Here is a 26,573-nt window from a genome sequence, read left to right as displayed (position 1 = left end):
CCGGACTCTTGCAGCTTAGAACGCATGTTCTAATCATCCGTGGTGCAAACCAGATACGTCGACGGCCGGTGGGTCGAGGTCCAGGCCTTCAGTCACTGCCCGAACGAGCACTCTCTGACCGCCCCGAACGTTCGGATCGGCTGGCTACCCTGCGGATGCGCCGGCGGGATGGGACATCGCTACTACCACTGTCTGACCTGCGCTGAGTTCCAATACGACCCCCCACACCGGCCCACCTAGTACAGCCCGGCTTCCCGCGTCGACGGTTCACTGCTGGAGGCATAGTGTGCCGGAGATGAAGGACGACTCCGGCAAGACGATCACCGACGCCGAACTGCTGCAACGAGTTCACAAGCTCGGCGCGATCGTGGTCTGTCGCGGACCGGTCGAGGCGCTCGACTTCGCGACATGGCGGCTGCAGCTTCGGCAGGCGGCCACGCAAGATCAGGTGCGCCTATCCATTCGCCAGCTCCCGGACGCCCGCGTCCTCGTGAACAACCCCGACCACGTCGTCACCGATGAGCAGCGGCGAGCAGCAGTGGCCGCAGTCGAGACCATCAGTGACGTCTCCCCCGAGCCCGAGCAGCCGCCGGCCGGGCGGTTACAGATCGTCCGAGAGCCTGACGCCAGTGCCTCACCATGATGGCCTGGTATGACGAGTCCAGCGAGCACCTGTTCCGCGCTCGACTGCCCGAGAGATGCAGCGAATGCGGTCGGAGCATCGACATCGCCGAATGGGGGCTGCTTCTGATCGCCACGAACGAGGTCGAATGCATCGCCTGCGCAACGAGCTGCTCCGAGTTCCTTCCCTGGGCGGCGTAGCACCTATTCACATCGGTCAGCGGGGTATCAGAGCAAGCGTTAGCGCACTGCTTGCCCTTCGACGACCCAGGCGACGATCCTCGGGTGCGCCGGGTCGAGCCGGCGAGCGTGGTACTTGCTGATGTACTTCGCGGCCAGCTCGTTGTCCCGTGCAACGCCGATCATGCTGACACCGCTCGCGGCTAGCTCGGCACGGACGTCGTCGAGGAGGGCACCGCCAGCACCGGAGCGTTGCGGCCATGCGCCGAGCATGCAGCCGACGACGACCGGCCGACCGGTCTCACGCTCCAGGTCGGCTCGGCTCTCGCGTAGGCCCCGCCCGGCGCGGACCTGGGTGGCGGCTGACCAGATAGCCTCGACCAGCATCCCAAGGGCGAGACCGAGCAGCACGAGGGCAGCAGCGGTGGCGGCAATGATGGCGGTCGGTGTGGTCGTCGGCGCTACGACAAGAACACCGATGATGACGATAAGGCCGATCGGCGGGGCGAGCAGCGCAGACCACAGTTGCCTCGGTGGCCGAGTGATCGGATTGGGCACCTTCGCGGCCGCCGCACCTCGCACCACAGTGTCGGCTGCGCTCCGGCCGATCATGATCATGTTGACGACCCAGAGACCGGGGCAGCCGATCAGACCGAGGGGGCGCCAGACATCGCGGAGCCGACTGTAAGTGCGCGCCCACCGCCAGGCGACACCTGCGGCCTGTGGCCAGCGGGTGATCGTCGTGAGGGTCGGTGTCGGTGCGTTCATACCGGCGATCTTTCCAGGGGGTGCCGACACTGGTCGAGTGGCGCACTCGCTAACAGCGGGGTCCGTCGTTCCGTACGTTGATGTTCCCTGTTGGTTGGCTTGAGCCTGGCGTGACACTGAGGCCAGCGCAACAGCGTATGGCGGGTTACCCGCTTGACGGCAGGTTTCTCCTTACGAAAATGGTGTGTCTCGCTTTACCCGCGTTACGGGTGCAGGGTGGCGATCACGACTGCGGCGGTAATCAGGAACGGGCCTAGCGGGATGTGGGTGTTTCGGTTCGCGTGTCGGGTGATCAGCAAGACGATGCCGGTGATGCCGGCGGCAACGAATCCGGTTGCCAGGCCTCCGATGACGGTCAGCCAGCCGAACCAGGCAAGGTAGCCGGCTAGGAGGCCAGCGAGCTTGACGTCTCCTAGGCCGATGCTTCGGGGGGACAGTAGAGCGAGTCCGTAGAACACCGCGGCGACGAAGCCTGCCGCCAGTGCTACTCGGCCGAGCCTCGCCCAGTTCCCGGTGACGGCGGCTGCTACGAAGAAGCCGGCAAAGCCGGCGGCGGCTGCGATACGCATGATCCGGTCCGGAAGGCGATGGTGCTCGAGGTCGACGACGATCAGGACCGCGCCGGTCAGGGCGAGGACGAGGTAGGCGGGCCAGGCGGCGGTCCACCTGGTGGCGATCGCTCCGATGGCGGCCAGGGCGATCGCACCGGCTGCGGTGGCCGTGGTGCGTGGCCGGCTCGCTCGGGTGGGGTGCCACCAGGTGGCGTTGCGCCGGTCAGGGGCGGTGATCGTGAGGCCAGCGAGGTAGGGCGCGGTGATCGCGGCCGCGGCGGCCGCGGCGATGCTTGCGGTGACGGTGGAGCTCATCGGACTGTCACTCCCAAAAGGCGAGGGATGAGTCGCATCTTGTTGTACATCCTGGTCCTCACCTTCTGCATCTAGTCCTGGTCCAACGTTGGCGGTACTGTCAGATTGTCTCCGACATCCGCACATCCCTCCCGTGCCGATGTCGGAGACTCTTTCGTTCTTCGTGTGCCGGGTCATCCGGGAGCGCAGGGCCCACTAGTCCCGCCGTTTTCCGGGGAGTTATTGAATGCGCGATCGTGCCGCGTTTACGGCGACGGTGTGGTCGACGATGGCTTGGTGGAGACGGTTGTTGGCGGCGGTGATCCAGTCGTCGTTGCCGGTCTGGTGCGCGGTGTGCACGGCGAGCTCGGCTTCGTAGAGCCGGTGCGCGGCCTGGGCAACTCGCTCGTCGGTGCTGGTCTGGGTGTCTGCGTGCGGTGTGGTGGTCATGGTTGTGCGCTCCCTTGGCTGGGATGGGTTCGGTGTGGGAGTGTTGTCGCTCCTGTGCTGGAGAGGCCGCTCACGCGACGCCGCGGCCTCTCCCCCACGGTGGTTTGTCAGTTACTGGTGTTGGCGGGCTGGCGGGTGGTCGCGGCCGCGAACTTGCTGGAGAGTCCGTGGTGGTCGGCCGAGATCCGGCGTCGGCTGCGCTGGTTGCCCTCGTTGTCGCGGTACTCCTCGACGTAGACGTTGCCGGCCACGATGACTCGCGCGCCTTTGGCTGCGGTAGCGGCGAAGTGGATCGCTTCGGTTCCGGTGACGGTGACTTCGTAGAAGGTCTTGCCGGTGTCGACCCACTGCTCGGTCTCGGCGTTGTAGCGACGATCGTTGACGGCGACGGTGGCGTTGCTGATCGGGACCAGCTCGCCGGTGCGCTTGCTTGGGAACTCGCGCAGCGTGGCCTCGTCGGTGATGTTGCCCTCGATGATGATGAAGCTCATGACAGTGTTCCTTTCGGACGATTGACCCTCGGCTGTTCCGAGAGATCCTGGTTCCCAGCGAGAGAGAGGTTTGGTGGTCTGGCCTGTCGGCTTAACCCCTGCATTCCCTCCCCCGCCGGGCAAAGAAGAGATAGGGGCCGCATTGAGCGCCGGAGCGCAAGGTCGGTGTGCCGCACCAAGCAAAAATCATCAAAGGAAATAAGGGCGAAGCCCGCCGTGATGATTTTTGCGACTGCGGTCGCCCATCGGGCGCCGTGCCTTGCGTGTAGGTCGCGCGGCCCATACTCGGATGCCCGGCGGGGAGGAAATCTCTTGACCGTGCCGCCTGCGGCTGAGGTCGTGGGATCTACGCGGCGCGCCCTCTGCCGGCGCGTCACTCCGGTTTCCAGCCAGGTTGGCCGGCTGGTGGGTTCACCCCCTTCGGTGTTGGTCCTCTCATTGGGAGAGGCCTCGAAGGGCGGGTGAAAAGTGCAGTCGTTGGATACGTGTCAGCCCCGTCGGCCGGGTGGTCGACGGGGCTGAGGTGGTGAATCGTGCTGCAAGTGAAGCGAAACTCTGGTGAATGTCTCCTTGCGGCTACAGGTCGATCGTGTCTTGGCCGGGTTCGGTGAGCACGATCGCGTCCTGGGTCAGCGCCGGGTCAGCCTGCAGGTAGATCTCGGGAAGCTCTGTCGCGGGCTGCGTCGAAGCCTGGTCCACGATCGAGGTGTCAGCACCGCCGGTCTCTTGGGGTTCGGTCACCGCGTCTCGCTGGGGTGGTTTCCCTCGCGGACGGCATCGATCAGCAGCGCCGGGTCCGCTTGGATCAGTTCGGCTGGCAGGGGTGCCGGAGCGGGTGCAGGTTCCGGTGCAGGTTCTGAAGCAGGTGCAGGATCTGTCATCGCTCGTCTCGCTCAGTCGTTGTCTGGTTGTGCCGGGATAGTCACCGAGAAGTGCTGTTGAGCGGGGGCGCCGCTGCCCACGTCGCGGTGACGGTAAGGCCGGGATCGGCCTGGAGGAGTTCTGCCGGCAGCGGCGCCGGTTCCGACGGACTGGGGGCAGGTGCTGGCGTAGGCGGGGTCGGCTGTTCGACACTGCTCATGACGCATCGTCCTGGGCGTCGATCCGATCCTGGGCTGTGCGCTTGAGTTCTTTGAGGCCCTTGGTGTCACCCTCGGGGCTGATCATTAGCGCAGGATCGGCAGGGAACAGGGCGTCGACATCGAGAGGTTCGTGTTCGACGTCCTCCACCGGTGCCGGTAGCGGGCTCGCAGTCATAGCGGCTCCATTCAGTGCGAGATCACGTTGAGGCTACCGCCGATGGCGATGGCGGTAGCGGAGCAAAGCAGGAGGCTGGAGGAGATCTTGAGCCAGCGGGCTTTGCGGAACAGGTATTTTTCGTTCTTCTCCTGGATGTCGAGGCGGGTGTTGAGCAGGATCATCCGCGTGCTGAGTTCGTTCTCCTGGAGGTAGCGGTCACGCAGCTGGCGAATGCCTATTGCCTTGTCGACGCGGGGCTTGAGTGTCCACACCGCGGCGGCGCCGGCGGCGATAGCGATGAACTGCCCCACGAGCCCGGCGACGCTGGAGTGGATGCCGACGAGTGTCACTATGACGCCGGCCGCGCTGAGGATGACGCCTGCCTTCGTGTCAATGCCGTTTGCACGTTCACGGTAGGACGTGTCCTCATCGCTGAGGGCATGTTCGACGATGCTCAGCGACGGGACCTGGTTGGCGTTGATGGCTGGTAGTGGCGTCCTTTGGCCAGGTGGTCCTGGTCTAGTCATCGACGCGGTCAGGTTCCGGCGACGCGGCCGGGTCGCAGCTGGATGTCGTGGCCGGTCGGTAGTGGGCCGTTGGCCTGTTCATACTGGTCGACGAGCTGCTTGAGCATGACCCGACCCCACTCGCTGTAGCCTTCGATGCCTCCGGGCTTGTGCAGCTGGTCTTGGTACATCGCCTTGAGTTTGTAGGCGGTGTCTTCGTCGACCGCGCGGAAGATGACCTTGGGCTTGGCGTCGTAGGCGGCCTTGGCGCGGGCGGCGGCGTCACTGGGTCTGGGTGTGACGGTGCGGCGGCCGCGGGCCGGCGCAGATGTCGTCCGGGCTGTATCGGTTCCGATACGGTCCGATGGTTCCGATACTTCGGCGGCGGGTGCGACAGGGGCCGGGGTGACGTAGGAGCCGTTGTTGCCGCGCTTGGCACCGCCACGCCGCATGTTCAGTGGCTGTGGCGTGCTGGTCATCGGACGGTCTCCTCGAGGACGGGCACGCTCGGGTCCAGGAGCGTGCGGGCGATATCGGCGTAGAAGCCGAGCAGTTTTCGGGCGGCCGGGTGGTTGAAGTCGGCTACGTCGGCGCCGGCGTCGGTGGTGCGCATAACGGTGGTCCAGCGCGGCACGATCGTCGGCATGACGGTGATCGGCGGGTCGCCGGCGGTGAGCTGTTCGCGGATCTCGACCGATCGCCGGACGTGGATGTCGATGCTTGAGTCGTACTTGTTGATCAAAACGCCGGCGACGGCCAGCAGCGGGTTGAGCTGCTCGCGGACACCGTCGATGGTGTCCAGGAGCTTCACTACACCCCGGCCGCTGTAGAGCTCGGGCTCGGTGATGATGAGGACCTGGTGCGCGGCGACGAGGGCGTTGACGGTGAGCTGGTTCAGCGACGGCGGGCAATCGATGAGTACGTCGTCGTAGTCGGCTGTCTGCTTGGCGAGTTCTTTGGCCAAGCGGGATTCCCGGCCGACGCCGGCCACGACGAGCTCATTGCTGAGCAGGGCGAGGTCGTCGTTGGCGGGCATGACCCAGATGCCAGGGACGTCGCTCATGACGATCGTCTCGGCCATCGTGGCGCTGGGGCGAGAGCCGATGACCTCATACAGGCTCGCCATTTCCTCGGCTGCGTCGCCTAGGAAGTGGAAGGTAAGTGCGGCTTGCTCGTCGATGTCGATGAGCAGGACGCGGCGGCCGAGCCTGGCCAGGGCACGGCCCAGGTTGATGGTGGTCGTCGTTTTGCCGACGCCGCCCTTCTGGTTGACCACTGCGGTGACGCGCATGCGCTGAGTCCTTTCGCTCTTATCGGAGATAATAGGTCTGTATCGGTTCCGAATGGGTCGGATAGCCCGTCGGCGTGTCGTCGGGGCTGGGTGTCGGGTTTGCGGCCCGGGCGCGGCGTTCTGTTGCCGCGCCCGGGCCGGGGGTCAGGCTGCATTCGCCTCCTCCCCCGCCCGCTCGTCCTCGTCGAGGCCGAGTGCGGCGGCGATCGTGTTGACGGCGCGCAGCACGTTGGTCGCGGCAGCGGTGAGTACGTCGGGTTTGGCATTGGACCATCCGGCGATGTAGCTGATCGAGCTGGCGTCGACGTCGATGCCGAGCAGGTTGGCCAGCACGTAGGCGGTTGATTCGGCCTCGGTCTCGCACAGGCCGCGGTGCGCCACGTACTCGGCATCGTTGACGTGTAGCAGGGCGTGGGCCGTCTCGTGCAGAAGGACGACGAGGCGCGCTGCGGGCTCGAGGTCGGTTTTGGTGACGATGAGGTGCCGGGTGTGGTCGGTGTAGCCCTCCAGTCCCCCGGCCAGGGCTTCTTCCTTCACGGTCCAGCCTTCACTGGTGAGCCAGCCGATCAGACGGTCAAGCGTCCCGGCCGGGCCGTCACCGGTCGGCAGTGTGTACGTGGTTGTGGGATTCGGGTCGCCGTCGGTTTGGCTGAGGTCGAATACCGATAGCACTGGGAAACGAGTAACCCGGTCCTCGATCTCCTCCCCCGTGGCCGGGTCGGTTTTGGTGACCTTCTTGGTGGAGTAGCCGAGAATCTTGATGGCCTTCTCGCCTTTGCGGACCTGACGTCCGAGCTGCTGCCACTTGCGGAACCCGGCGACCTGGGTCGCGTGCGGGCACTGCACGGCGATGAGCATGAGGTTGTTGAAGCTGTAGCGGCGAAGCGCGGTCATGAACCGCAGATAGTTGACCCACTCGGCCGAGCTGGCGAGCGTGGCGACCTTCTCCCCCAGTGTTGTTAGCAACGCCTCGCGTTCGGCCTTGCGCTGTTCCGGTGTCTTGCCCTGCTTGGTGTTTTGGCTCATGATCGTGTCCTTTCGGGTTGTATCGGTACTGATTCGGTGCTGAGACGGTGAGCGGGACTGGCGTGGTGCGGATCTGAGGGGTGCCCCGCATTTCCCTCGCCCCACCTGGCGCAGTGGCGCATCGGCCTAGGTCCGGCCGGAGCTGCAAGGGTCGGGGCGAAGCCCTGATCACGTGTGACGCGGAGCTTGCGGAGCGCCCTTGCAGCGGAAGGCCTGCCGGCCGACACTGGGACGCCAGGTGGGGGAGGTCAACGCCGACGCGGCGCAGCTTGCGAAGCCGGGTCGGCGCATGAGTCGGTGCGTAGCGCCGTACGCCCCTTCGGGGCTATCTGTTGTGGCGGCCGGGGCGGTTGCTCTTCGCCGGCCCGGCCGCCACGGGGTCAGGCTGCCTCGGCGGTGGTCGCGGGTGGTTCGGGCTGTATCGGTGCCGATACAGCCCGCCGTTAGGCCCACCACGACGAGCAGGCCCAGTGGCAGGGCTCGCCCGGGGGTGCCTGGCAGTCGTCGCAGATGGTGTTGATCTGTTCGTCGCTGGTTTCACGGTCGTAGTCGGGCACGGGGGTGTTGCCGGTGTCGGAGCTGGTGCCGCTACTGAGGAACTGGTCGCAGTCGCAGCGGGGCCAGCCGCAGGGGCCGAGTCCGACGCCGATGAAGGCGCGTCGGTGGTCATAGCTGCCGTGGCTGATGCAGCGGTGGCCACAGTCGCAGACTTGGCTGTCGTGCTGCCTGAGCAGTGCTCCGCGGCGCTCGTAGGTCGGCGGGTGCTCGGCGGAGCAGCAGTAGCGGTCGGCGGGCCGGCTCATGATCGTGTCCTTTCGGGTTGTATCGGTGCCGATAGGACCGGCCGGGGCGGTAGCTGCCCCGGCCGGTCCGCGCTGGCTACTTGGCGGGCCAGGTGGTCGTGACGATCTGCTCGGCGTCTCCGAGCTCGTAGCCGACTTCAGCCAGGCGTCGCAGCCACTGCGCGGTGCCGGGGCCGCCCCAGCTGTCGCACCGGGTGGGGTCTAGGCGCTGGGCGTCATCCTCAATGGACAGCACCATGTAGGCGACGGTGTGCCGGTGCAGCCTGGTCGCGGTGTCTTTGACGATCAGCTCGTCGTAGGCGGCTTGGTTGGCCTCATCGTCCTCGGGATCGGCTGCCTCGCGTCCGGTGAGCAGGTGCAGCAGCCTGGCCTCGTCACGGGGCCGGTCCGCGCCGAGCGCGGCCTGGGTGAGGGCGTCGGGTAGCTGTTTGGCCCGGAACAGGGTGACGAGCCACTGCCAGCGAACTTCGGCCGCTGCGGCCCAGCCAAGCTGGATGGCTTCGTTCTGCTCGGCTTCGGCCGCCTGTTGTTCCTCGGTCAGCGTTGGGCCGCTGTCGCGGCCGGTGTGCTGCTCGTCCAGGGTGTGGCCATGGTCTTCGGGACTGGTGCAGACGTGATTGACGGTGATTCGCTTCCCAACGGCTTTGTACTGGTCGATGCGTAGGAACGCCGCGTGTCCGTCGCACTTGGCGTGCGCGGCGGCGGTGACTTTCTTCCCGGCCGTCGTGCGCAGGTTGCTGAGCGGCTGCATCCGAGTCCGGCGGGGAAAGTCCCACTGATTCGGTGCGCCCACGACCCGCACGGACTGCCTGCGTAGGTCGGCCATGATGTCGGACTTCTCGGCGTTGGTGTCGCGCTTGCGCCGTTCCTCGCTGATCATGTGCGAGGCTCCCCAGCCACCGGCTGCGAGCTTCTTGATCAGCCGGGCGTAGACCTTGGGGTCATTCTCGAACTCGGCCAGCTCGGCGGCCTGGTCGAGGGTGAGCGCATCCGCGACAACGAGGGGCCGCACGTCCTCGGGCAGCTTCGCGGCCGCCACCGCGTGCTTGACGGCCTCGACATCCCGCCCGGTGCGCTTGGCCACCTTGGCTGGAGTTAGGCCGGGGAACGCGGCCAGCTGCGCGAGCCCGGCGCTGACTTCCTGCGTGGTAAGGCCTTCGCGTTGGGTGTTCTCGTCGAGCATGAGGAACAGGTGATCGGCCTTCACCGTCCCATCGGTGCTGGCCAGGTCAGGCCGCGAGATCGCCGGGACCGTCACCCAGCCGATCTGGCGGCACGCGGCGGTCCGTCGGTGACCGGCGATGATGAGGTAGCCGCCGCTCGTGTCGTTTTCGGCGGCCAGCGGGGCGACGATGATGGGCTCGATCAGGCCGTTCTCCGCGATTGAGGCCGCGAGGTCGGAGACGTCGCCCAGGTCGAATCGGAGGTTGGCCGGATGGTCGGCCAGTTCAGCGATCGGTAGGTCGAGGTAGACCATGCCGGTGGTGTCCGTCGTCGTGCCGTTCTTGGTGGTTGTCACTGCGTTCTCCTTCGGTTATATCGGGCCGTATCGGGTCCGATAGGTCTAGTGGCGTGCCCAGGTGGGCTCGTGGGCGCCGGTGAGGTCACGGCCGGTCGAGGTGATGACGTCTGCGATGTCTTCCAACATGCCGAGACCCCATTCCGGGTCGCACAGCCAGTGCGCGATGCGGTCGATGGCGGCGCTGTCGCTGGCGATGCGGCCGTTGGGCGCGATCTCGCGCCAGAGGGGAGCTGGCGGCGGTGCTGCGGTGAGCTGGTCGATGGCGGCGAGCAGCGCCGTGGCCCGTCTTCCGGCCTGGCCTTTCGCGCTGGCGTCCGTGGCGTCGTAGAACAGCCGCTCTTGCTGGGCGGCGGTGCGGCGCAAGGTCGCACGAATGAAGGCCTTCTCGGCGTTGGCGATCTCGTCCCAGGTGGTCACGGAGTTACCCGCTCGCCTCGGCGTGGTCCACGCCAACGCGCACTGGGGGTTGGTGGGCGATCGTCGTTGCGTCCCCGGTGGCGGGGAAGAGGTGGAAGCTGGCCCGGGCGTCGGACATGACGGCGTTGACGCCGAAGCTGCCGTCCGGTCGCCGGAACACGGCGGTGACGTAGGCGTCGGCCAGGATGGTGCCGCGCTCGCTCATGTAGAGGATCTGCACGCGATCCCCGGCGAGGTACGGCGGCTGACGGGCAGGCTCGATGGGCTGGTGGGCATGTGCGGTCATGGTGTACACCTTCGGTATGTAGCGGTCTGTATCGGTGCTGATATGGGTTAGAGGGCGGCGGGCGCGGGGTTGAACTTCGTCATTGGACTCTCCGTAAAGCGAAACTTTCGGGTCGTATCGGAACCGATATGAGTGATGAAGGATGACCCCGTTGTTCCTCCCCCACCTGGCGCGCTTTTCAAGGGCCGGATTAGGCGGCCGGAGCGCAAGGGCCGGGCGAAGCCCGGTCGCGTGTGACGCGGAGCTTGCGGAGCGCCCTTGCGCGCAGGTCGTCCCGGCCCACACTGAGAAGCCAGGTGGGGGAGGAGACGGCTCGGGCGGCGGAGCCTGCGGAGCCGCCCGAGCTGAGCACAGCGCGTAGCGCCGCATTGTTCTGGCGGTCAGGTCTGCAATGGGTGGCGTTTCTAGGCCGGCGGCCGCTATGCTTCCTTCAGCCTGTTGCGTTGAGCTTCAGGAAGTGAGCCCGAGACCCGGCCGGACGACCGTGGCGCTCGGGCTTCGCGCTTTCTTGGGTCAGACGGTACGCACCGTTGTGACTACTGGCTCGATGCGGCGGCGCCAGTCGCCGCCCTTCGCCCAGCACCAAGCGACCGCGTCGGGTAGGGCAAGCAGGATCTCTTGGGCGGCTCGGCGGTGCTCGTACCGCAGGGAGTCCTTGCACCCGGCTGCGCGGGTCAGTTCAATGAGACGTTGGTTGTCCCAACTGGTCAGCGTTTCATCTTCCTCGATGATCAGCATCGCGTAGCCGTCACGGGCGGCATCGATGACTAACGCCTGCAAGCAGGCTGCGCGGGCAGCCTTCTCGGTGCTGTGCCGGCGGCCGGCATCGTAGATGGTGGCCGTGACGCCTGCCTGCACGATCGCACTGACGATCGCGCGGCGTCGGCTGTCGCTCTCGGCCTTCATGTGAATCCGCCGTTGGCCGGGCAACACAAGGCCTCGCAGCTGCTGCCGTACCCGATCGAGATCCGGGGGCACGACGACGCCGGCGGCAAGCAGGTAACCACCGTGCTTGGTCTCGTCGACGAAGACGTGGCTGGTCATGCCTGGAGATTCAACATCACGGTCGTGACAGCCTAAGCAGCGTGGCGGGCCGAGCGCCCTGCCATCGGCCACAGGTCCTTGTCAGATGTGGTCGATTGCCCCGGATGACCCCTCGCCGCAAGGTGATGTCGCCGGGGCCTTGACTTTCCGATGCCGGTCGCGTTCCGGGAAGCGCGAAGGCCGGGCGACCCGCCAACTGCTACGGGCGGGCTCCCAGCCTCACTTCCGAGATTCTCATTTCGGCCCGATCCAGTATGCCGCCCGCAACCACCGACGTCGAGCAGGATTCGACCTCCGCGTGGGCTCACGGACGATGGGTAGGCCCGGTCAACGGTGACCTGGCATGAACGGCACACCACCCGGTTCTCTTGCCTAGCGACTGGCCGAGTCTCTCGTTGCACGTCGCAGTGAGCGCCGATACCTTCACGACAGGTTGTCTGCGTCGAGTGGGTCGTCGGGGTGGGGTAGCCGCAGGTAGCCGGCCGGCTGGTCACGCGTGATCATGCCTATGAGGTAGTGGGCCTGCTCGGCTGCTTGGTCAGTGCCCACGTGGTGAGCCAGGTGCAGCCTTGGTCGGCCAGATGCTGGCCAGGCCACGTGACGGGCGTTGGTCACCGGCGATCAGCAAAGCTGATCCCCGATCTTGTTCCGCGGTTGCTGATTTGCAGCGCTACCGCTGTCACGGCGCTGCACCAGCCAAGGTACTGACGCAGCCAAAGGCCCTCGGAAGGGCGGCCATCGAAAGATACCGCGGAGTGAACCCAGCGTTAGCTGGGCACTCCCCCAGTCCTTCGTCCGGCAGTCGGGCCGTCGTTGTGCACACCCGCGTCGCGTCCAACGTGCGATCTGCACTGATTCGATCCGAACGCCGATTGTGCCGACCTCAGGATTGTGCCGACTTGACGACTGGATCGCCTGGCCGGCAAGGGATTCGCCGTCTTGGACGTCGGCACAATCCGCGGTCGTCCTCGAGCCGCGAGATCGGCCGCGACTGAGATGGGGCGACGGCCTCACGCGTATTGCCTTGCAGATCATCCGTGTGCCTCGGCATCTGGACGTCCACCCGTGCTTGATATTCACGTCGATGGGTTCCGCCCGCACCTTGATCGCCTACTCGGCGATCAGTGCGGACCACACGCCCGGCGCGAGCGTGCGAGACCCGTGGATTGTGCCGACCTCGCGCGCCCGAAGCCCCCGTCCCACAGGGCAATCTGCCACAAGGTCGGCACAATCCTGAGGTCGGCACAATCGGCGTTGTGCCGACGTCGGCACAACGCCGACTATGCGCTCACCCTGGCTACCGCAGCCGGGCCGCCGGGCGTCGTTATGCGCGCGTCGACTGGGACCAGGAAGACCCGGCTCGGCGCGTCAGGGGCTAGCGCTATCATCCGTCCATGTTGCGCAACTTCCTCTATCTAGACCAACCGACGCTCGATGCCTTCATCGCCACGTTGGAGGATGGTCTGAGAAGTACGAGCCAGCGACGAAACGTGAAAGGTCGCAGTACCGAAGCTGGCGCCGATGCGCGGATGCTCAAGCTTTCGCACGACCGTTCGATGCAGGACGAAGCGTCGGCTGACTACAGCGACGTGCCCTCTGCGCGCTTCGAGCGCTTGTTGGCTCTCGCGCAGCAAGACCCTGAGCGCGCCGGCTGGCAGGAGATCCTCGACGCAGAGGACTTGGACGGTATTGGCATCGGCGCGCTCATCGAGGTTGAAGTCGAAATCTATGTCCCTGATGCAGTCAGGATTCTCGCAAACGCAGGTGATGTTCTACCGTTACTCGACATGATCAACACGCTCGGACCACTTGCCAAAATGTTTGGCAATGAGGGGACTGACCTACCCGATCCCCAACAGGTGGAGGCTGTGCGATCGTTTGCATCGGTCGCCAAGTCCGACCAAGTGGTCGTTGGCGAGTTTGAATCGAACGATCGCTGGCGGGTCGTCGGGCCGCTGAAGCGCGACCACGTCACCGGCGAGATCGATGGAATCGCGCGTGTGGTTGGCAAGGTGTCGCGCACCTGGAAGGAGGGCGAATGGAAACCCGTTCTTGCCTTGCCAGGCATGAGCCTCATGCCGCGCGAGCAGCGACGTCGCATGCAGCAGACGGCACCGAAGGCCGGCGAAGAAGCCAACTACGTCGAGGGTCCGGCCGTGATGCTTGATGTGCTTGCCATCTACAGGTAGGCCTCCGACGCCCCAACCGCGACTTGTTTCCGCTCTTGCACACCTCTCAATCGACTTAGGTACGAACGCGCCACTGACTACTGGCGCACCGCTGTACCAGAACCATTCATCTGGTCCGCTCGAGGTCAGCGGGGACAGCGACGGGAGCGCGCCGATAACGACGGCTCCGCGCGCTATCTGCGGCATTCTGTGGGTGATCGGAGATCACCGCTCCGCATGCGGCTCACATGAAGCGGCAAGCGGCACTCCCTGCGGCACAGCGGGAGTCAACATTGCGCCCACGACGGACTCAAATGCGCGACGCCGATCCGTGCTGACGAGCGCCCCGAACGAGACGGATCCCGCGCCCGAGTGAGGTTGACTCGGCGCGGGCGGTTGTGGTGTCGTCCTCGAGCTTCCCTGAGCCGATGTGCTCGGGTGGTCAGTCCCGGATCAATCGCGGACGGCTCGGGTCGTTGCAGTTGATGACGAGGGAGGCGCGCTGCTGGGCACGATAGAGCCGGCAGGCGGCCATGTACCGCGTTTGGTGGGCCAGTAGCGCCCAGTCCGTCCCGCCGAGAGCCTTTTCCTCACGCGCAGGCGGCCTCCAACTACACGACCTCGTCCCAGTGCTCCCGAAGATCGTCGCGCTGCAGAGATGTGGCGTCGGCAGGTCCAGCCAGTTCGTCGCACGAAGCCAAGGCCTCATCGTCACATTGGGGGGCTCCGACGTCAGCCACCAAATCGGCGCCAGCGGACAGGTACCCGCGCGTTCTCTCGAACGCATGCGCTCGCGTGGCAGGTGCTGAGCCCATGGCATGGCATGCAGCCAGTTCGCGCGCGCGTTACGGAACCTTCGGTTCCGGCGGGGCTCTCGCCCCACACCCCAGCCCCGGCCGAACCCGCAAACTACGCGGGTCCGTCCGGCTCGACACTGCACGCGTAGCCGCCTACCAGCGTGGCCGAGTCGATGGCCGGCTACCGACCGACGCGCGCGGCTGGCAGCCACATCGGAGGAGTGGTTGCGTTTCGTCTGCGCACTTTCACGGGTCGGCGGCGATTTCGGGTCGGGGGCGAGCAGGCGCACGTGGCCCATGTCGGCTTTGGCAACGCGGGCATCTCAGCTCACGAGGGCACCGGTCATTACTCGGCGCTAGGGCGGCATACGTAGCAGGCTCTACCCGACGCTGCGGCCCATGATGACGGGCCTGAGGTGGTCTCTGGCTGTCCAGCGTGATCGGGGTGCGACAACGGCACCGAGGGTGGGCCTACCGTGTTCTGCTCCCGCGCTCACGCATCGGGGCAACCCCTCGCCGTCCTGCTACTCCTGTTGTCTTCGGGGCACAGAACTGCGAGTCACCTTCGGAGGCCCATACCCGACACCGCCACCCTGTCACGGCTGTCGCCCAGGGGATGGTGTCGGCTCACAGCGCCAGGCTGACTATTCCGACGGACGCAACCACCGCTCACGCGAGTGGCCCGACTCCGGGCCCGGACTTATACGCACCGCGCGCCGGAGTCCCGCGGAGGCACGCCCACGACACGCCAAACAGAGCCCACGGGCTCGAATGTGTGGTGGACGGGAGGCATTTCGGGTAGCCTCATCACCAGTTGATTCGCGCCACCGGCCGCCCTGCACTCGCCAAAGTTGAGGGGCGGCTTTCGGCTTTCCTGGGGGTGTTCCCCATCCAGCCGAAAGGTCTGCCGGTGCGTAGCAGGGCCGGGACGGCCTCTCAGCTACGGCACTTATTGAGCTCGGCTACCCCTGGGCGCCCCCGGCAGAAGCAGCGGGTGGCCGCGCCGCGCTGTGCGCTGGCGGCAAGTAACGGTGGCGAGTTTCGTGCAACTCGCGTGCAACAGCGGGCGGTATTTGGCGGTGAATCAAGGCCAATCACCGTCCTGACGAGGACTCTCTAGGGGCTCGTCAGGACGGTTTTCAGCAGCTTCAGGAGAATCTGTGCCTGGAACTTCCAAACTGATTGTGCGGGTTCGATTCCCGTCGCCCGCTCCAGTATCAGGGCCGTTCAAAGCCGTTCAGCCGTTTCGAGCCGCCGTTTCAGGCCGTTTCAAGCCGCCGGGTCAGGTCAGACCGTCCCGCCGAGCGATCGACGCGGCCTCAGCCCGACTGCTGGCGCCGAGCTTGGCCAGGATGTTCGAGACGTGCACACTCACTGTCTTCTCCGAGATGTAAAGCTCCTTGGCGGCCTGCCGGTTGGTCCGCCCCTGCTCCAGCAGCGCCAGGACCTCCTTCTCCCGGCCGGTGAGGTTCTGCGGTCTCCCGGTGGTGGGCGCCTCGACCCGCCGACTGGTGCCGAGGGCGCGCAGTTCAGCCAGCAGCGGTGCGGCGCCGAGTTCTCGAGCCGTCTCCCGAGCTGAGGTCGCCAACTCGGCGGCCTCCGCGCTTCGCCCCGCGGCCCGAAACACGGTGGCCAGTCGCGCCTGGGACCGGGCCACTTCGTAGCGGTCGCCGTAGCTGAATCCCTCGATCGATCTCTGCCAGCCCTCGATCTGCTCGTCCAGCGTCGGGGCCTGCACGCCGGCCAGCCAGCGCAGGCGCAGCCACTCGGCCTCCACCCGCAACCCCCAGGCCCGGCTCTCGGCCCCCAGCTTCCGCTCGGGCTTCTGCTGATCGGCCAGTACCGCCCAGGCAGCGCTCAGGTATGCCTCACCCCGCTCGACGAGGGCTGGGCGCCCGGACTGCGGACGGTCGGAGACCATCGCGGAGAGCGTAGCCAGCGCGATGGCTGAGATTCTGACCTGGGACGGGATGAGCGCGGTCTGCCAGAGGCCGGTCAACTCCAGGACCAGCCAATCGAGATGCTCCAGGGCCCGCTCCGGCTCGCCGGCGCAGACGAAGAGGTCGGCCGCCGGGACCGTCTGTACGGCCACCATCGTCTCGCGCAGGCTCCACGAGCGCAGGGCCGGAAGCAGTTCCAGCGCCGCCACCTCGCCCCGCCCGGCCGCCACGGCGAGCCCGGCCGCCTTGATCATCGCCTCGGCCAGCGGCGACGGCGACTCCCCCACCACCGATGCGTGGGCGGCGCTGCGGTCCCAGTCGCCCATTTGATAGCGGGTCAGGACCGACAGGACGCGACTTTCGATGGCGTAGGAGGACCACGGACGACCAGCCTGCTGTGCTCGTGCCGCGTTGGCCTCGTAGGCCTCCACGGCCTTCTCCAGCTCTCCGAGTTCGAAGTAGAGCCCCCCGAGGCTGTACGTGCTGCGCAACTCCGCGATGAGGTTGCCCCGCTCCCGCGCCTCGGCCCGCACGGCCAGCAGCCCCTCGGCTGCACTCACCGGGTCACCGGTGCGCTGGTCGAGGACCGCGAGGGTGGTGCTCGCCTCGGCCACCGCCTCCGGGTCGGCGACCCGGGTCCCGAGCATCAGCGCCTCCTGCCCCCAACGACTGGCATCGGCGTAGCGACCGAGCATCATCAGGCAGCGCGCGTGGACTACCGCGATTCGAGCCCGTAGCGCGGTTGGCGGATCATCCGGCACCAGACGCAGGGCCTCGTCGGTCGACTCCAGCGCGTCGGTCTCGGAGTCGACCGGCATGGCGTAGCGCGCCTTGCCCAGTAGCAACTCGGCCCGCAGCTGCGGCGGAGCATCGGCCGGCAAGTCGGCCACGGCCTGCTTTCCTAGGGCCACCGCGCGGAAAACATGTCCGGCGACCGATGCCGCATTGGCCGCCTTGGCCGCCACGGTGCTGGCCGGAAACTCGGTTTCGGGTGGCGCATGGGCCGCAAGTTCCAGGGCATTCTCGTAATAACGCATGGCATCTTCGGCGGCCGCGACGGTCATCGCCTCGTCACCGGCACGCACGCTGGCCGAGAAGGCCATCGGCAGATCATGCGACTCGTGCGCGTGTCGGGAGAGTTCGGCCGCGCTGCCGGTTGCGGTTCGGGTCAGTGCCAGGGCGTAGCTCGCATGCAGGCGCACACGCTCCCCCGGTAGCAGGTCGGCGTAGACCGCCTCGGCCAGCAGCGCATGCCGGAATCCGTATGCCTCACTGCCCCGGGGTTCGAGCAGATGCGCATCGACGGCCTCCCGCAGGGCCGCCTCGAGGGCGTCCGGCGGCAGCTCCACGACGGCGGCCAGCAGTTCGTGCGGGACGCGACGTCCGGCCACCGCTGCGGCCCGAACCGCGAGCCGCGCGTCGGCCGAGAGGCGATCCAGGCGGACCAGCAACAAGTCCGCCAACTCAGCGGGCACCGATGAGGAGCGATCGTCGTCTGTGGCCGCGGCCAGGAGTTGCTCGGCGAAGAAGGCGTTACCACCGGAGCGCTGAATGATGCGCTCGATCACCTGCTCCGGCAGGGGCACCGGACGCACGTCGCCGATGAGGGTCCGGATCTCTTCGGCGGTGAGTGGAGGGAGTGGGAGCCGAGTTACGCCCGGCAGGCGAGCCCATTCGGCGGCGACGGCCCGCAGCGGGTGACGGCGATGCAGATCCTCGCTGCGGTAGCTGGCGATGATCGCGATGCCACGCTCGCCCCGGAGCCGGGCGAAGAGGAATCCGAGGAGATCACGGGTGGCCTGATCGGCCCAGTGCACGTCCTCGACGATCAGCAGGACTGGTTGCTGGGCGGAGATCGACTCGAGCGCGCCGAGCACTGCGTCGAAGAGCGCTCCGCGCTCGACCCGGTCGTCGAAGGCCGCCGTCTGCTGGACCAGGCGTCGGTGCGCCGGCAGTAGCCGGGCCAGCGGCGGGAACTCGGCGACCAGAGACTCGACGAGTTCCGGATGGTCACGCACCAGCGCGCCGAAGGCCTCACTGATAGGCAGGTAGGGAAGGCCGGCGTCACCGAAGTCGATACAGTGCCCGACCATTCGCAGCCAACCCCGATCAGCGGCCTGCGCGGATGCCTCGATGAGCAGCCGGGTCTTACCTACACCGGCGTCCCCCACGACGAGCATCGCCCGGGCGCTGTCGCTGACCGACTCCTGGAGCAGCGATTGCATGGTGGCGAGTTCGTCATTGCGTCCAACGAGCGGGGTCAGCGGGCGGGCCATGTCTGCAATCGTGCCGTCTACCTCTGACAATGTGTACTGCTTTTCAAGCGTCGCGCGTGCCGCATCGGGTCGGGGAAGCGCCGTGACCGACCCCATTAGCGGTGGCGAGCGGTCCGCATCGTCAGGAGGTGCTGCCAGGAGCGCGGCTGGCTGCCGCCGCGGGTCTCCATGCGGTGCTCCCGGCGCCGGGCGCTGCGGGAGTGGTGCAGATCCTCACCGATCCGCTCCTGCCGGTAGTTCATCTCTGCCTGTGCGATCTCGGTCTGGTAGACGTTCATCTCGTGCCCCTTCGGCTCCTGGATTCCTTTGATGAATCCACTCTGCGCGTCTAAGGGGGGTACCTACATCAGGAGAACTACCTAGTTGTAAGCACGGCTCGACCTAAGTCCTGGCCGCACATGCCCTCAGGCGAACCCAGTGCCGGTTGCGGTACCTAGACCGGTCGATCGGGGTACCTAGAACACGGCACCTAGACGCCTTAATGCCTGGGCAACTGAGCGGCGTGCGTCTTCTCCAGCTCCTCCGCCGCGCGGGCCTGAGCATGCGGATGGGTCTGCAGCCAACCGGGCCCGCGAGCGTCGCCGCACTCGACATAGTTGGAGACCTCTTCGTTGGTGCGGCGTCGTTGATCTGCGCGTGACTCCGGCATCGTCCACCCCGTTCATCGAGAACAAACCTGACTTCCGCCGACCGTAAACGCTTACCTTCGAGTATTTGATTTCACGGAGGTAAATGGAGCGATGAACTTGATAAGAGCCGCGGCCACACCGACGCTTGGTCACGGGTCATCTGGCGTGCCTTCCGCCGCGCATATATTGACGACATGAGCTATCCGGAACCGACCTACCGGGGCGACGGGGGCGAGGTGAGCGCGACCTACCGGCCGGCGGCTCGCCCGGCTGACCTGACCTATGCCTCGGGGAATACCGTTCACTACCTGGCCACCGGGGAGAGCACTGGCGGTCTCTTCGGCCTCTATCGGTGGGAGATGGGCCCCGGTCGCAGCGGGCCCGACCCGCACTTCCATCGCTCGATCTCCGAGTCGTTCTACATCCTGGCCGGTTCTGTCGCGATCTTCGACGGAACCCGCTGGATCGACACCGAACCCGGCGACTGGGTGCACGTTCCGATCGGTGGCCTTCACGGGTTCCGTAACGTGTCTGAGCAGCCCGCGTCGATGCTGCTGCACTTCGCGCCCGGGGCGGGACGGGAGGCGTACTTCGAGGGACTCCCTGAGATCGCCGGCAAGTCCGAGGCCGAGCGAGATGCCTTCTTCCGCGAGCATGACAACTATTGGGTCTGACTGAATCTACTTAGTTCTTCAGCTCAATCTCGACAAAGATGACTGGCTCACCGCGGTGCTCCAATCGCCTCGACGCGATCCCCAGTGACCCGGGCCGGGCGCCACATCCCGGTCACCACATGACCGGAGGGAATGGTGACCTTCGTGTGCTCGCGGAAGCCGACACTTCGATAGCGCTCGTCGTTGACCGGATTGCTCGACTCCAAATACGCCGGCGCACCCAGCTCGTCGATACGGGCCAAATTCTCCCGCAGCAGATTCATGCCCAACCCCTGGCCGCGGCGTCGCTCGTGGGTGGCGAAGAGGCTGAGATAGAAATGCGGCTCGACCGGGTGGACTGCCTCGAATCGCTCGAGAATCTCCAGTATTTCACTGGCAATTGAGCGCGAGCTGGACTCAACCAGGAACGACTCGAATCGCTCCGCCTCATCCTTGGCCAGTTCACTGCCGCCCGGTGGAATCCAGAGCGCGGCCGCCTCGACGTTGTCGGCCACCAGCAGCCACGGGTAGCGCTGCGCGGAGGTCACCACCACCCGCCAGAGAGCGGAGGCCTGCGCGGCCCGCAATGACCGGTCGGGGAAGGGCGGGCCCCAGGTCGGGTCGTCGAAGAAGGCGGTGGTGATCGTGTCGACGATCGCATCGATGTCCGACGGGGTAGAGACACGCGCGCGGAAGTCAGCCGTCGACGCCATTGGCCCAGCTTAAGGTGCGGCCAACGCGAGTTTCCCGGTGCGGATCAGTTCGGGGAGGTTTCGCTCGTGTGTGAGCAGGTCGAAGTACGCCGGATTATCCACTGCGGTGAGCGGGTCGAGGGTGAGCGGAATGAGGGGTCGTGGCTTGGCTGCGGCCAGGGTTGGACGGCTGCTCGGCCCGGTCGGAACTCCCTTGTACGGCAGGTGCGGGCGAGAGGACATGTGATTGTCGATGACGCCGTCGACCGCGAGGAAGCTGCGCCCGGGTCGCGGGAGTGCCTCGACTGTCGGTGCACCGGCCTTCGCCACCTGAGAGCCAAGTGCACCGAGCGCCTGCTTCAGAGTCGCGAACATCTCCTCCACCGAGACCGCTTCGACGCTCGGATCGGCGGTGGTCTGGGCGAAGTTCAGCACCCGCCGCTGCCCGCCCACGGTCGTCTCGTCGTCACCGGTGAGCCCGAGCTTCTTCATCAAGGGCGCCGTGCCGCAGCGGGGAATGCCATTTATGACCACGAGACTGAGGTCGGCCTCGCTGGCTTCGATCAGAGCGTCATAGGGATCGCCGGCAGTGCCGTGTACGACGATCAGGTCGCCCCGCTTGCCGCTCTCCAGGCTGCCGAGGTGTTCACCCCAGCCCAGCATCTGCGCCGGGGTGCGGGTAACCATGGCCACCAGATCGGCCCCGGTGAGCGTCGCCCCGGCACCGGTCGCCGCCAGCCGGGCGACCTTCAGTTCGCCCAACAGGTTCTTACTCCCCGACGGGGCCCAATCGGAGCCCAGTGCGATCGGCACGCCGTGGGCGATGGCAGCACCGACGTTGGCTGTCTTGCCGTAGAGGAGCAGATTGGATAGCGGCGACCAGACCATGCTGCCCCCGTGGGCGGCGAAGATGGCGAAATCCGCATCAGTGAGGCCGACACAGTGAATGCCGATCAGGTTCGCGGAGATGGCCCACTTGTCCTTGGCGTACTCCAGAGCCAGGAAGTGCTTGCGAGCGGCATCATCGGTGCCCTCGCTCAGATGCAGGATGAGCTTCTGCTTCCCCGAGATCCGGGCCAGGAAGTGTTCGGCGTCGGCGGCATCCACATCGGCGATGTGCGTGGTCGCCGGAGGCAGGTCGGGGTCGCCGGTCGCCTCCACGTTGCGGACCAGGCCGCGGAAGTGCTTGACGATTCCGCTGTCGGAGGCCAGCGCCACACCCTGGCTGGTCGTCGTGCCGGCCAGTAGGCAGCGCAGCTCGACGTAGCGCACGACGGCCGGCACCACTGATTCGTCACGTCCCAGGACGCCCATCGGCCCGCTGATGAGCTGGTGGTAGTCCGGCGTCGATGATCCGCTCCACTGGTCCCGATTGCCATATAGTTTCGGCACGTCCCAGAGGCCGAGGACGCCGTAGGGCAGATGATTGTGCAGTTCGATGAGGCCCGGGAAGATGGTTCCGCCGGTCGCCACCGGTGTGACCTCTTCGAATCCGACCGGTGGCGGAGCGTCGTTCGCCAGTATCGCCGAGATAGCGCCGTCGCGCAGATAAACCACCCCCTCCGGCAGCACCGTGCCGTCCGCGTCCATCGTCACGACTCGTCCGCCCAGCGCCATCGGTGTGCTCACCGCGGGGTCGATCACCGTCGAAGCCATAGTTCCTCCACCCGAACGCGCTCATGGGAAGTTCGGCCAGTCTGACGCGCAACCCAGACCGCCGTCAATGAAGAGCGCGCCCCGAGCGATTTAGTACCTCGACCCGCTGGGAAGAGTCGTTCAGGTACGGACGGGTGTCGGCGCTTCGGAGTCCTCGTCGATGCCCTGGGTGAACTGCGAGTTGTAGAGCGAGTAGTAGGCACCTCGGGCTTCGAGCAGTTGCTCGTGCGTGCCCTGTTCGACGATGCACCCGTTCTCCATCACCAGGATGAGGTGGGCATCGCGGATCGTCGAGAGGCGGTGCGCGATGACGAAGCTGGTGCGATCCTCGCGCAGGGCCGCCATCGCCCGCTGCAGCAGAACCTCGGTGCGGGTGTCAACCGAACTCGTCGCCTCGTCCAGGATCAGCAGCGCCGGATCGGCCAGGAAAGCCCGGGCAATGGTGATGAGCTGCTTCTCCCCCGCGCTGACATTGCTCCCCTCCGAATCGATGACGGTGTCGTAGCCGTCCGGGAGGGTGCGCACGAAGCGATCGACGAAGGTCGCCTGGGCCGCAGCGAGGATCTCGGCCTCAGAGGCCTCAGGGTTGCCGTAGGCGATGTTCTCGCGGATCGTCCCACCGAAGAGCCAGGTGTCCTGCAGCACCATGCCGACCTGCGAGCGCAGGTCAGCCCGGCGCAGCTGAGTGATGTCGACGCCATCCAGGGTGATCCGCCCCGAGTCGAGCTCGTAGAAGCGCATCACCAGGTTCACCAGGGTGGTCTTGCCGGCTCCGGTCGGGCCGACGATCGCCACGGTGTGCCCCGGCTCCGCCACCAGCGACAGTTCATGAATCAGCGGGCGGTCGGGGAGGTAGCGGAAGGAGACGGCCTCGAACTCCACCCGGCCGTGCGCCTCGTGGCCCCGAGCGGCGTCGCTGACTTCGCGGGTCTGCTCAGGGGCGTCGAGCAGGTCGAAGACGCGCTCGGCCGACGCCACCCCGGACTGGAGCAGGTTGGCCATCGAGGCGACCTGGGTCAGCGGTTGGGTGAATTGGCGGGAGTACTGGATGAACGCCTGTACGTCACCCAGGCTCATCGAACCCGAGGCCACCCGCAGCCCGCCGACAACGGCGATGACGACATAGCTCAGGTTTCCGATGAACATCATCGACGGCATGATGATCCCCGAGATGAATTGGGCCCCGAAACTGGCGTTGTAGAGGCTGTCGTTCTTCTCGTCGAAGACGGCTTGAACCTCCCGCTGCCGTCCGAAAACCTTGACCAATTCGTGCCCGGTGAAGGCCTCCTCGATCTCGGCGTTGAGGATCCCCGTGTTGGTCCACTGCGCGATGAACTGCTTCTGCGAACGCTTGGCGATCCGCTTGGTGACCACCATCGACAGCGGGACGGCGACCAACGCGATCAGAGCCAGCAGCGGAGAGATGAAGAACATCATCCCGAGCACACCCACCACCGTCAGCAGCGAGGTGAGGAGCTGGCTGAGCGTCTGCTGCAGAGTCTGAGCGATGTTGTCGATGTCGTTGGTAACCCGGCTGAGCAGCTCGCCGCGCGGCTGGTTGTCGAAGTACGGCAACGGCAGCCGGTTGAGCTTGGCCTCGACGTCGGCTCGTAGCTGGCGAATCGTGCTCTGAACCAGGCCGTTGAGAAGGAATCCCTGCACCCAGGAGAGCACGCTGGCCGCCACATAGAGCGTCACCGCGAGCATCAGAATCTGTTCGAGCTTGGTGAAATCGATACCGCTGCCCGGAGTCACCGTCATACCGCTCAGCAGGTCGGCCAGGTGATTGTTACCGGTGGCCCGGGCATGGTCGATCACCTGCTGCTGGCTCAGCCCCGCCGGAAGTTGCCGGCCGACGACCCCGGCGAAGATGACGTCCGTCGCCTTACCGAGCAGGCGCGGCCCGAGCACACTGAAGAACACGCTGGTGACGGCCAGAGCGAACACGAGCAGCAGCTGCAGCCGATGTGGGCTCATCCGGCGCATCAGTCGCTTGGCCGATGGCCAGAAGTCCATCGACTTCTCCGTCGGCATCCCGACGCTCATCCAGGGCGGCCCACCACCCGGAGGGCGGCGGCCGGCCGCGGGCAGGCGCTGCGGCAGGGCCGCCGGCTTCTGCAGGTTCACACCGTCCCCGGACGGACCGCGCTTCTCGGCCGGCGAGTTCTCGGTCACGCCGTCACCTCCGCCGCCAGCTGGGAGCCGACGATCTCGGCGTAGGTTTCGCAGGTCTCGACGAGCTCGTCGTGACGTCCGATGCCGACGATCGCTCCATCCTCCAGAACGATGATCTGATCGGCATCGACGATCGTCGACACCCGCTGCGCCACGATGAGGACGGCCGCCTGCCTGGTCACCTTCTTCAACTCAGCTCGCAGTCGCGCGTCCGTGCCGAGGTCCAGCGCTGAGAAGGAGTCGTCGAAGAGGTAGATCTCCGGTCGCCGCACCAGCGCCCGGGCGATGGCCAGGCGCTGCCGCTGGCCGCCGGAGACGTTGGTCCCACCCTGGCTGATCGATGAATCGAGCCCGTCGGGCAACGCCCGCACGAAATCCTCGGCCTGGGCCACCCGCAGCCATCGCCACAGCTCTTCGTCGTCGGCGTCGGGATTGCCGTAGCGCAGGTTACTGGCGATGCTGCCGGAGAAGAGGTACGGCTTCTGCGGCACCAGCCCGATCCGGCTCCACAAGATGTCCGGATCCAGGTCGCGGACATCCACCCCGTCGACCAGCACCGAGCCGCCGGTGGCGTCGAAGAGCCTCGGGATCAACGAGATGAGCGTGGTCTTCCCGGCTCCGGTGCTGCCGATGATCGCGGTGGTCGTCCCAGCCTCGGCGACGAAGTTGAGCCCGCGCAATACCGGGGCCGCCGCGCCCGGGTACTCGAACTCGACGTCGGAGAACTCCAGGTGACCGTGCTTCGCGGTGGCCGTGATCGGCGTCAGCGGGGGCCGGACCGACGACTCGGTGTCGAGCACCTCGCTGATGCGCTCGGCGCAGACGGCGGCACGCGGCACCATCATGAGCATGAAGGTGGCCATCATGACCGACATCAGGATCTGCATCAGGTAGCTGAGGAAGGCCGTCAGCGCGCCGATCTGGATTGCCCCGGAGTCCACCCGGGCGGCGCCGAACCACAGCACCGCCACACAGGAGACGTTCAGCACCAGCATGACCACCGGGAAGATGGTGGCCATCAGCCGCCCGGCCCGCAGCGACGTGAGCGTGAGGTCGTTGTTGGCGACGCCGAAGCGCTTCTCCTCGTAGGGCTCGCGGACGAAGGCCCGCACCACCCGGATGCCGGAGATCTGCTCGCGGAGGATCCGGTTCACCGTGTCGATACGCGTCTGCATCAGCCGGAACTGCGGCACCATGTTCCGGATGATCGTGCCGATCGCGATGATCAGCACCGGCACACTGACCAGCAGGAGCCAAGAGAGACCGAGATCTTCGCGCATCGCCATGATGATGCCGCCGACGCACATGATCGGCGCGGCCACGAAGATGGTGCAGGCCATCACGACCAGCATCTGCACCTGCTGCACGTCATTGGTGGTGCGGGTGATCAGTGATGGCGCTCCGAATTTGGCCACCTCTCGCGAGGAGAATGCCGCGACCCGGTGGAAGACGGTTCCCCGCAGATCCCGCCCGAAGGCCATCGCGGCGCGCGCTCCGAAGTAGACGGCGATGATCGAGCTCACGATCTGAATCGCGCTCACCAAGAGCATCCACAGGCCGGTGCGCATGATGTAGGCGGTGTCGCCGCGGGCGATGCCCTTGTCGATGATGTCGGCGTTGAGGCTCGGCAGGTAGAGCGACGCCATGGTGGACACCAGTTGCAGGCCGACGACCAGAAGCAACGGCTTACGGTACGGGTACAGATACCGGCGCAGCAGAGTCAGAAGCACTCCACCAATATTGCCAGTCCCCCGCAAATTGATTCCACCAGCGGCAGCCGGCGCCCCGTACGTGGCGGATTCACTGCTCCACACCGGTCTCCGAGCCCCAGGCTGGCTTCTCGGCCCGGAATCGGCGACCATGGCCGGGTGGCCAACTCGAAACAGCAACCGCGCCGGGCCGACCCGGCGTCGCGGGCCGATCGCGCTCTGCACGAACTGGTCGGCGGCGGACGTTCACAGATTTCAGTGAGCAAGGCACTGCGGGCCCGGGACGTGAACCGCCCGAGCGAGCAGGATCTCGCCGACGCCGAACGGGAGATGTCGATCGTGCGCCGGAACTGGCGACCCGACTAGCCGCTCAATCGCAATCAGGGCGC

The 26,573-nt window shown here is 66.3% G+C and carries 27 protein-coding genes; 4 read left to right on the top strand and 23 right to left on the bottom strand.

The genetic code is table 11. The features are described 5' to 3' along the window. Positions 1 to 295 precede the first annotated feature (295 nt). The gene (locus tag CPH63_RS10985) at positions 296 to 643 is read left to right on the top strand and encodes a hypothetical protein (protein WP_096303006.1); all 348 of its coding nucleotides are present in this window, start codon (positions 296 to 298) and stop codon (positions 641 to 643) included. A gap of 218 nt (positions 644 to 861) precedes the next feature. Here CPH63_RS10985 and CPH63_RS10975 read toward each other — a convergent pair whose 3' ends face one another. The 16 genes from CPH63_RS10975 to CPH63_RS23410 form a co-directional block, all read right to left on the bottom strand. Next, positions 862 to 1,569: a hypothetical protein gene (locus tag CPH63_RS10975; RefSeq protein ID WP_096303004.1), complete on the bottom strand. Its 708-nt coding sequence runs from the start codon at positions 1,567 to 1,569 to the stop codon at positions 862 to 864. A 203-nt stretch (positions 1,570 to 1,772) separates the two neighbouring features. Then, positions 1,773 to 2,435, bottom strand: coding sequence for an A24 family peptidase (locus CPH63_RS10970; RefSeq protein WP_157749461.1), 663 nt, complete (start codon positions 2,433 to 2,435; stop codon positions 1,773 to 1,775). A 219-nt stretch (positions 2,436 to 2,654) separates the two neighbouring features. Further along, a complete protein-coding gene (locus tag CPH63_RS10965; protein WP_096303002.1) occupies positions 2,655 to 2,864 on the bottom strand; it encodes a hypothetical protein in 210 nt (69 codons plus the stop codon). Between the two features lie 107 nt (positions 2,865 to 2,971). Continuing rightward, positions 2,972 to 3,355 carry a single-stranded DNA-binding protein gene (locus CPH63_RS10960; protein ID WP_096303001.1) on the bottom strand — a complete coding sequence of 128 codons (384 nt, stop codon included), beginning with the start codon at positions 3,353 to 3,355 and terminating at the stop codon, positions 2,972 to 2,974. A 576-nt stretch (positions 3,356 to 3,931) separates the two neighbouring features. Next, a complete protein-coding gene (locus CPH63_RS22250; protein WP_157749460.1) occupies positions 3,932 to 4,096 on the bottom strand; it encodes a hypothetical protein in 165 nt (54 codons plus the stop codon). 336 nt (positions 4,097 to 4,432) lie between these two features. After that, complete coding sequence (locus CPH63_RS10955; protein WP_096303000.1) at positions 4,433 to 4,612, bottom strand: hypothetical protein; 180 nt, start codon at positions 4,610 to 4,612, stop codon at positions 4,433 to 4,435. Between the two features lie 11 nt (positions 4,613 to 4,623). Beyond that, positions 4,624 to 5,121 carry a hypothetical protein gene (locus tag CPH63_RS10950; protein ID WP_096302999.1) on the bottom strand — a complete coding sequence of 166 codons (498 nt, stop codon included), beginning with the start codon at positions 5,119 to 5,121 and terminating at the stop codon, positions 4,624 to 4,626. An 8-nt stretch (positions 5,122 to 5,129) separates the two neighbouring features. Next, on the bottom strand, positions 5,130 to 5,579 hold the full coding sequence (locus CPH63_RS10945; protein WP_096302998.1) for a hypothetical protein: 450 nt from the start codon (positions 5,577 to 5,579) through the stop codon (positions 5,130 to 5,132). After that, positions 5,576 to 6,391, bottom strand: coding sequence for a ParA family protein (locus tag CPH63_RS10940; protein ID WP_096302997.1), 816 nt, complete (start codon positions 6,389 to 6,391; stop codon positions 5,576 to 5,578). The genes CPH63_RS10945 and CPH63_RS10940 overlap by 4 nt, the downstream gene beginning before the upstream one ends. A gap of 144 nt (positions 6,392 to 6,535) precedes the next feature. Next, positions 6,536 to 7,417, bottom strand: a complete 882-nt coding sequence (locus tag CPH63_RS10935; protein WP_096302996.1) for an ArdC-like ssDNA-binding domain-containing protein — start codon at positions 7,415 to 7,417, stop codon at positions 6,536 to 6,538. 443 nt (positions 7,418 to 7,860) lie between these two features. Then, a complete protein-coding gene (locus CPH63_RS10930; protein ID WP_096302995.1) occupies positions 7,861 to 8,220 on the bottom strand; it encodes a hypothetical protein in 360 nt (119 codons plus the stop codon). Between the two features lie 76 nt (positions 8,221 to 8,296). Then, complete coding sequence (locus CPH63_RS10925) at positions 8,297 to 9,739, bottom strand: ParB/RepB/Spo0J family partition protein (protein WP_096302994.1); 1,443 nt, start codon at positions 9,737 to 9,739, stop codon at positions 8,297 to 8,299. Positions 9,740 to 9,784: 45 nt separating this feature from the next. After that, complete coding sequence (locus CPH63_RS10920) at positions 9,785 to 10,159, bottom strand: hypothetical protein (RefSeq protein ID WP_096302993.1); 375 nt, start codon at positions 10,157 to 10,159, stop codon at positions 9,785 to 9,787. A 4-nt stretch (positions 10,160 to 10,163) separates the two neighbouring features. Next, positions 10,164 to 10,445, bottom strand: a complete 282-nt coding sequence (locus tag CPH63_RS10915; RefSeq protein WP_157749459.1) for a hypothetical protein — start codon at positions 10,443 to 10,445, stop codon at positions 10,164 to 10,166. Between the two features lie 513 nt (positions 10,446 to 10,958). Next, a complete protein-coding gene (locus tag CPH63_RS10910; RefSeq protein WP_096302991.1) occupies positions 10,959 to 11,489 on the bottom strand; it encodes a hypothetical protein in 531 nt (176 codons plus the stop codon). A gap of 423 nt (positions 11,490 to 11,912) precedes the next feature. Beyond that, positions 11,913 to 12,038, bottom strand: coding sequence for a hypothetical protein (locus CPH63_RS23410; RefSeq protein WP_256385827.1), 126 nt, complete (start codon positions 12,036 to 12,038; stop codon positions 11,913 to 11,915). 845 nt (positions 12,039 to 12,883) lie between these two features. Between CPH63_RS23410 and CPH63_RS10905 the strand changes: the two genes are divergently transcribed. Further along, on the top strand, positions 12,884 to 13,678 hold the full coding sequence (locus tag CPH63_RS10905; RefSeq protein ID WP_157749458.1) for a hypothetical protein: 795 nt from the start codon (positions 12,884 to 12,886) through the stop codon (positions 13,676 to 13,678). 2,058 nt (positions 13,679 to 15,736) lie between these two features. Here the strand turns inward: CPH63_RS10905 and CPH63_RS23500 are convergent. The 3 genes from CPH63_RS23500 to CPH63_RS22245 form a co-directional block, all read right to left on the bottom strand. Then, positions 15,737 to 18,670: a helix-turn-helix transcriptional regulator gene (locus CPH63_RS23500; RefSeq protein WP_172892196.1), complete on the bottom strand. Its 2,934-nt coding sequence runs from the start codon at positions 18,668 to 18,670 to the stop codon at positions 15,737 to 15,739. Between the two features lie 95 nt (positions 18,671 to 18,765). Continuing rightward, positions 18,766 to 18,948 (bottom strand): hypothetical protein, encoded by a 183-nt coding sequence (locus CPH63_RS10895; protein WP_096302988.1) that lies wholly within the window; start codon positions 18,946 to 18,948, stop codon positions 18,766 to 18,768. Between the two features lie 200 nt (positions 18,949 to 19,148). Next, positions 19,149 to 19,319: a hypothetical protein gene (locus CPH63_RS22245; protein ID WP_157749457.1), complete on the bottom strand. Its 171-nt coding sequence runs from the start codon at positions 19,317 to 19,319 to the stop codon at positions 19,149 to 19,151. A gap of 174 nt (positions 19,320 to 19,493) precedes the next feature. Here CPH63_RS22245 and CPH63_RS10890 point away from each other — a divergent pair, with 174 nt between their 5' ends. Continuing rightward, positions 19,494 to 19,973 (top strand): cupin domain-containing protein, encoded by a 480-nt coding sequence (locus CPH63_RS10890; RefSeq protein WP_096302987.1) that lies wholly within the window; start codon positions 19,494 to 19,496, stop codon positions 19,971 to 19,973. Positions 19,974 to 20,020: 47 nt separating this feature from the next. Here the strand turns inward: CPH63_RS10890 and CPH63_RS10885 are convergent, their stop codons facing one another. The 4 genes from CPH63_RS10885 to CPH63_RS10870 form a co-directional block, all read right to left on the bottom strand. Beyond that, on the bottom strand, positions 20,021 to 20,665 hold the full coding sequence (locus tag CPH63_RS10885) for a GNAT family N-acetyltransferase (protein WP_096302986.1): 645 nt from the start codon (positions 20,663 to 20,665) through the stop codon (positions 20,021 to 20,023). Positions 20,666 to 20,674: 9 nt separating this feature from the next. After that, positions 20,675 to 22,300: an amidohydrolase family protein gene (locus tag CPH63_RS10880; RefSeq protein ID WP_206745678.1), complete on the bottom strand. Its 1,626-nt coding sequence runs from the start codon at positions 22,298 to 22,300 to the stop codon at positions 20,675 to 20,677. Between the two features lie 120 nt (positions 22,301 to 22,420). Further along, entirely contained in the window at positions 22,421 to 24,346 is a 1,926-nt protein-coding gene (locus tag CPH63_RS10875; protein ID WP_096305074.1) for an ABC transporter ATP-binding protein, read from the bottom strand. Between the two features lie 125 nt (positions 24,347 to 24,471). Further along, on the bottom strand, positions 24,472 to 26,205 hold the full coding sequence (locus CPH63_RS10870) for an ABC transporter ATP-binding protein (protein WP_096302985.1): 1,734 nt from the start codon (positions 26,203 to 26,205) through the stop codon (positions 24,472 to 24,474). A 138-nt stretch (positions 26,206 to 26,343) separates the two neighbouring features. Here CPH63_RS10870 and CPH63_RS10865 point away from each other — a divergent pair, with 138 nt between their 5' ends. Next, positions 26,344 to 26,550 carry a hypothetical protein gene (locus tag CPH63_RS10865; protein WP_096302984.1) on the top strand — a complete coding sequence of 69 codons (207 nt, stop codon included), beginning with the start codon at positions 26,344 to 26,346 and terminating at the stop codon, positions 26,548 to 26,550. Positions 26,551 to 26,573: the final 23 nt, after the last annotated feature.

It is taken from the genome of Jatrophihabitans sp. GAS493 (assembly GCF_900230215.1).
GTDB lineage: Bacteria > Actinomycetota > Actinomycetes > Mycobacteriales > Jatrophihabitantaceae > MT45.
This window is presented reverse-complemented; position numbering and strand designations above follow the sequence as displayed.

Excerpts from the sequence above, each read along its gene's own strand:
- CPH63_RS10975 (WP_096303004.1), bottom strand. The coding sequence starts at position 1,569 with ATGAACGCACCGACACCGACCCTCACGACGATCACCCGCTGGCCACAG.
- CPH63_RS10945 (WP_096302998.1), bottom strand. The coding sequence starts at position 5,579 with ATGACCAGCACGCCACAGCCACTGAACATGCGGCGTGGCGGTGCCAAG.
- CPH63_RS10965 (WP_096303002.1), bottom strand. The coding sequence starts at position 2,864 with ATGACCACCACACCGCACGCAGACACCCAGACCAGCACCGACGAGCGA.
- CPH63_RS22245 (WP_157749457.1), bottom strand. The coding sequence starts at position 19,319 with ATGCCGGAGTCACGCGCAGATCAACGACGCCGCACCAACGAAGAGGTC.
- CPH63_RS10940 (WP_096302997.1), bottom strand. The coding sequence starts at position 6,391 with ATGCGCGTCACCGCAGTGGTCAACCAGAAGGGCGGCGTCGGCAAAACG.
- CPH63_RS10895 (WP_096302988.1), bottom strand. The coding sequence starts at position 18,948 with ATGAACGTCTACCAGACCGAGATCGCACAGGCAGAGATGAACTACCGG.
- CPH63_RS10985 (WP_096303006.1), top strand. The coding sequence starts at position 296 with ATGAAGGACGACTCCGGCAAGACGATCACCGACGCCGAACTGCTGCAA.
- CPH63_RS10905 (WP_157749458.1), top strand. The coding sequence starts at position 12,884 with ATGTTGCGCAACTTCCTCTATCTAGACCAACCGACGCTCGATGCCTTC.
- CPH63_RS10885 (WP_096302986.1), bottom strand. The coding sequence starts at position 20,665 with ATGGCGTCGACGGCTGACTTCCGCGCGCGTGTCTCTACCCCGTCGGAC.
- CPH63_RS10935 (WP_096302996.1), bottom strand. The coding sequence starts at position 7,417 with ATGAGCCAAAACACCAAGCAGGGCAAGACACCGGAACAGCGCAAGGCC.
- CPH63_RS10875 (WP_096305074.1), bottom strand. The coding sequence starts at position 24,346 with ATGAGCGTCGGGATGCCGACGGAGAAGTCGATGGACTTCTGGCCATCG.
- CPH63_RS10915 (WP_157749459.1), bottom strand. The coding sequence starts at position 10,445 with ATGACCGCACATGCCCACCAGCCCATCGAGCCTGCCCGTCAGCCGCCG.
- CPH63_RS10930 (WP_096302995.1), bottom strand. The coding sequence starts at position 8,220 with ATGAGCCGGCCCGCCGACCGCTACTGCTGCTCCGCCGAGCACCCGCCG.
- CPH63_RS10890 (WP_096302987.1), top strand. The coding sequence starts at position 19,494 with ATGAGCTATCCGGAACCGACCTACCGGGGCGACGGGGGCGAGGTGAGC.
- CPH63_RS10880 (WP_206745678.1), bottom strand. The coding sequence starts at position 22,300 with ATGGCTTCGACGGTGATCGACCCCGCGGTGAGCACACCGATGGCGCTG.
- CPH63_RS23500 (WP_172892196.1), bottom strand. The coding sequence starts at position 18,670 with ATGGCCCGCCCGCTGACCCCGCTCGTTGGACGCAATGACGAACTCGCC.
- CPH63_RS10910 (WP_096302991.1), bottom strand. The coding sequence starts at position 11,489 with ATGACCAGCCACGTCTTCGTCGACGAGACCAAGCACGGTGGTTACCTG.
- CPH63_RS10955 (WP_096303000.1), bottom strand. The coding sequence starts at position 4,612 with ATGACTGCGAGCCCGCTACCGGCACCGGTGGAGGACGTCGAACACGAA.
- CPH63_RS10950 (WP_096302999.1), bottom strand. The coding sequence starts at position 5,121 with ATGACTAGACCAGGACCACCTGGCCAAAGGACGCCACTACCAGCCATC.
- CPH63_RS10970 (WP_157749461.1), bottom strand. The coding sequence starts at position 2,435 with ATGAGCTCCACCGTCACCGCAAGCATCGCCGCGGCCGCCGCGGCCGCG.
- CPH63_RS10960 (WP_096303001.1), bottom strand. The coding sequence starts at position 3,355 with ATGAGCTTCATCATCATCGAGGGCAACATCACCGACGAGGCCACGCTG.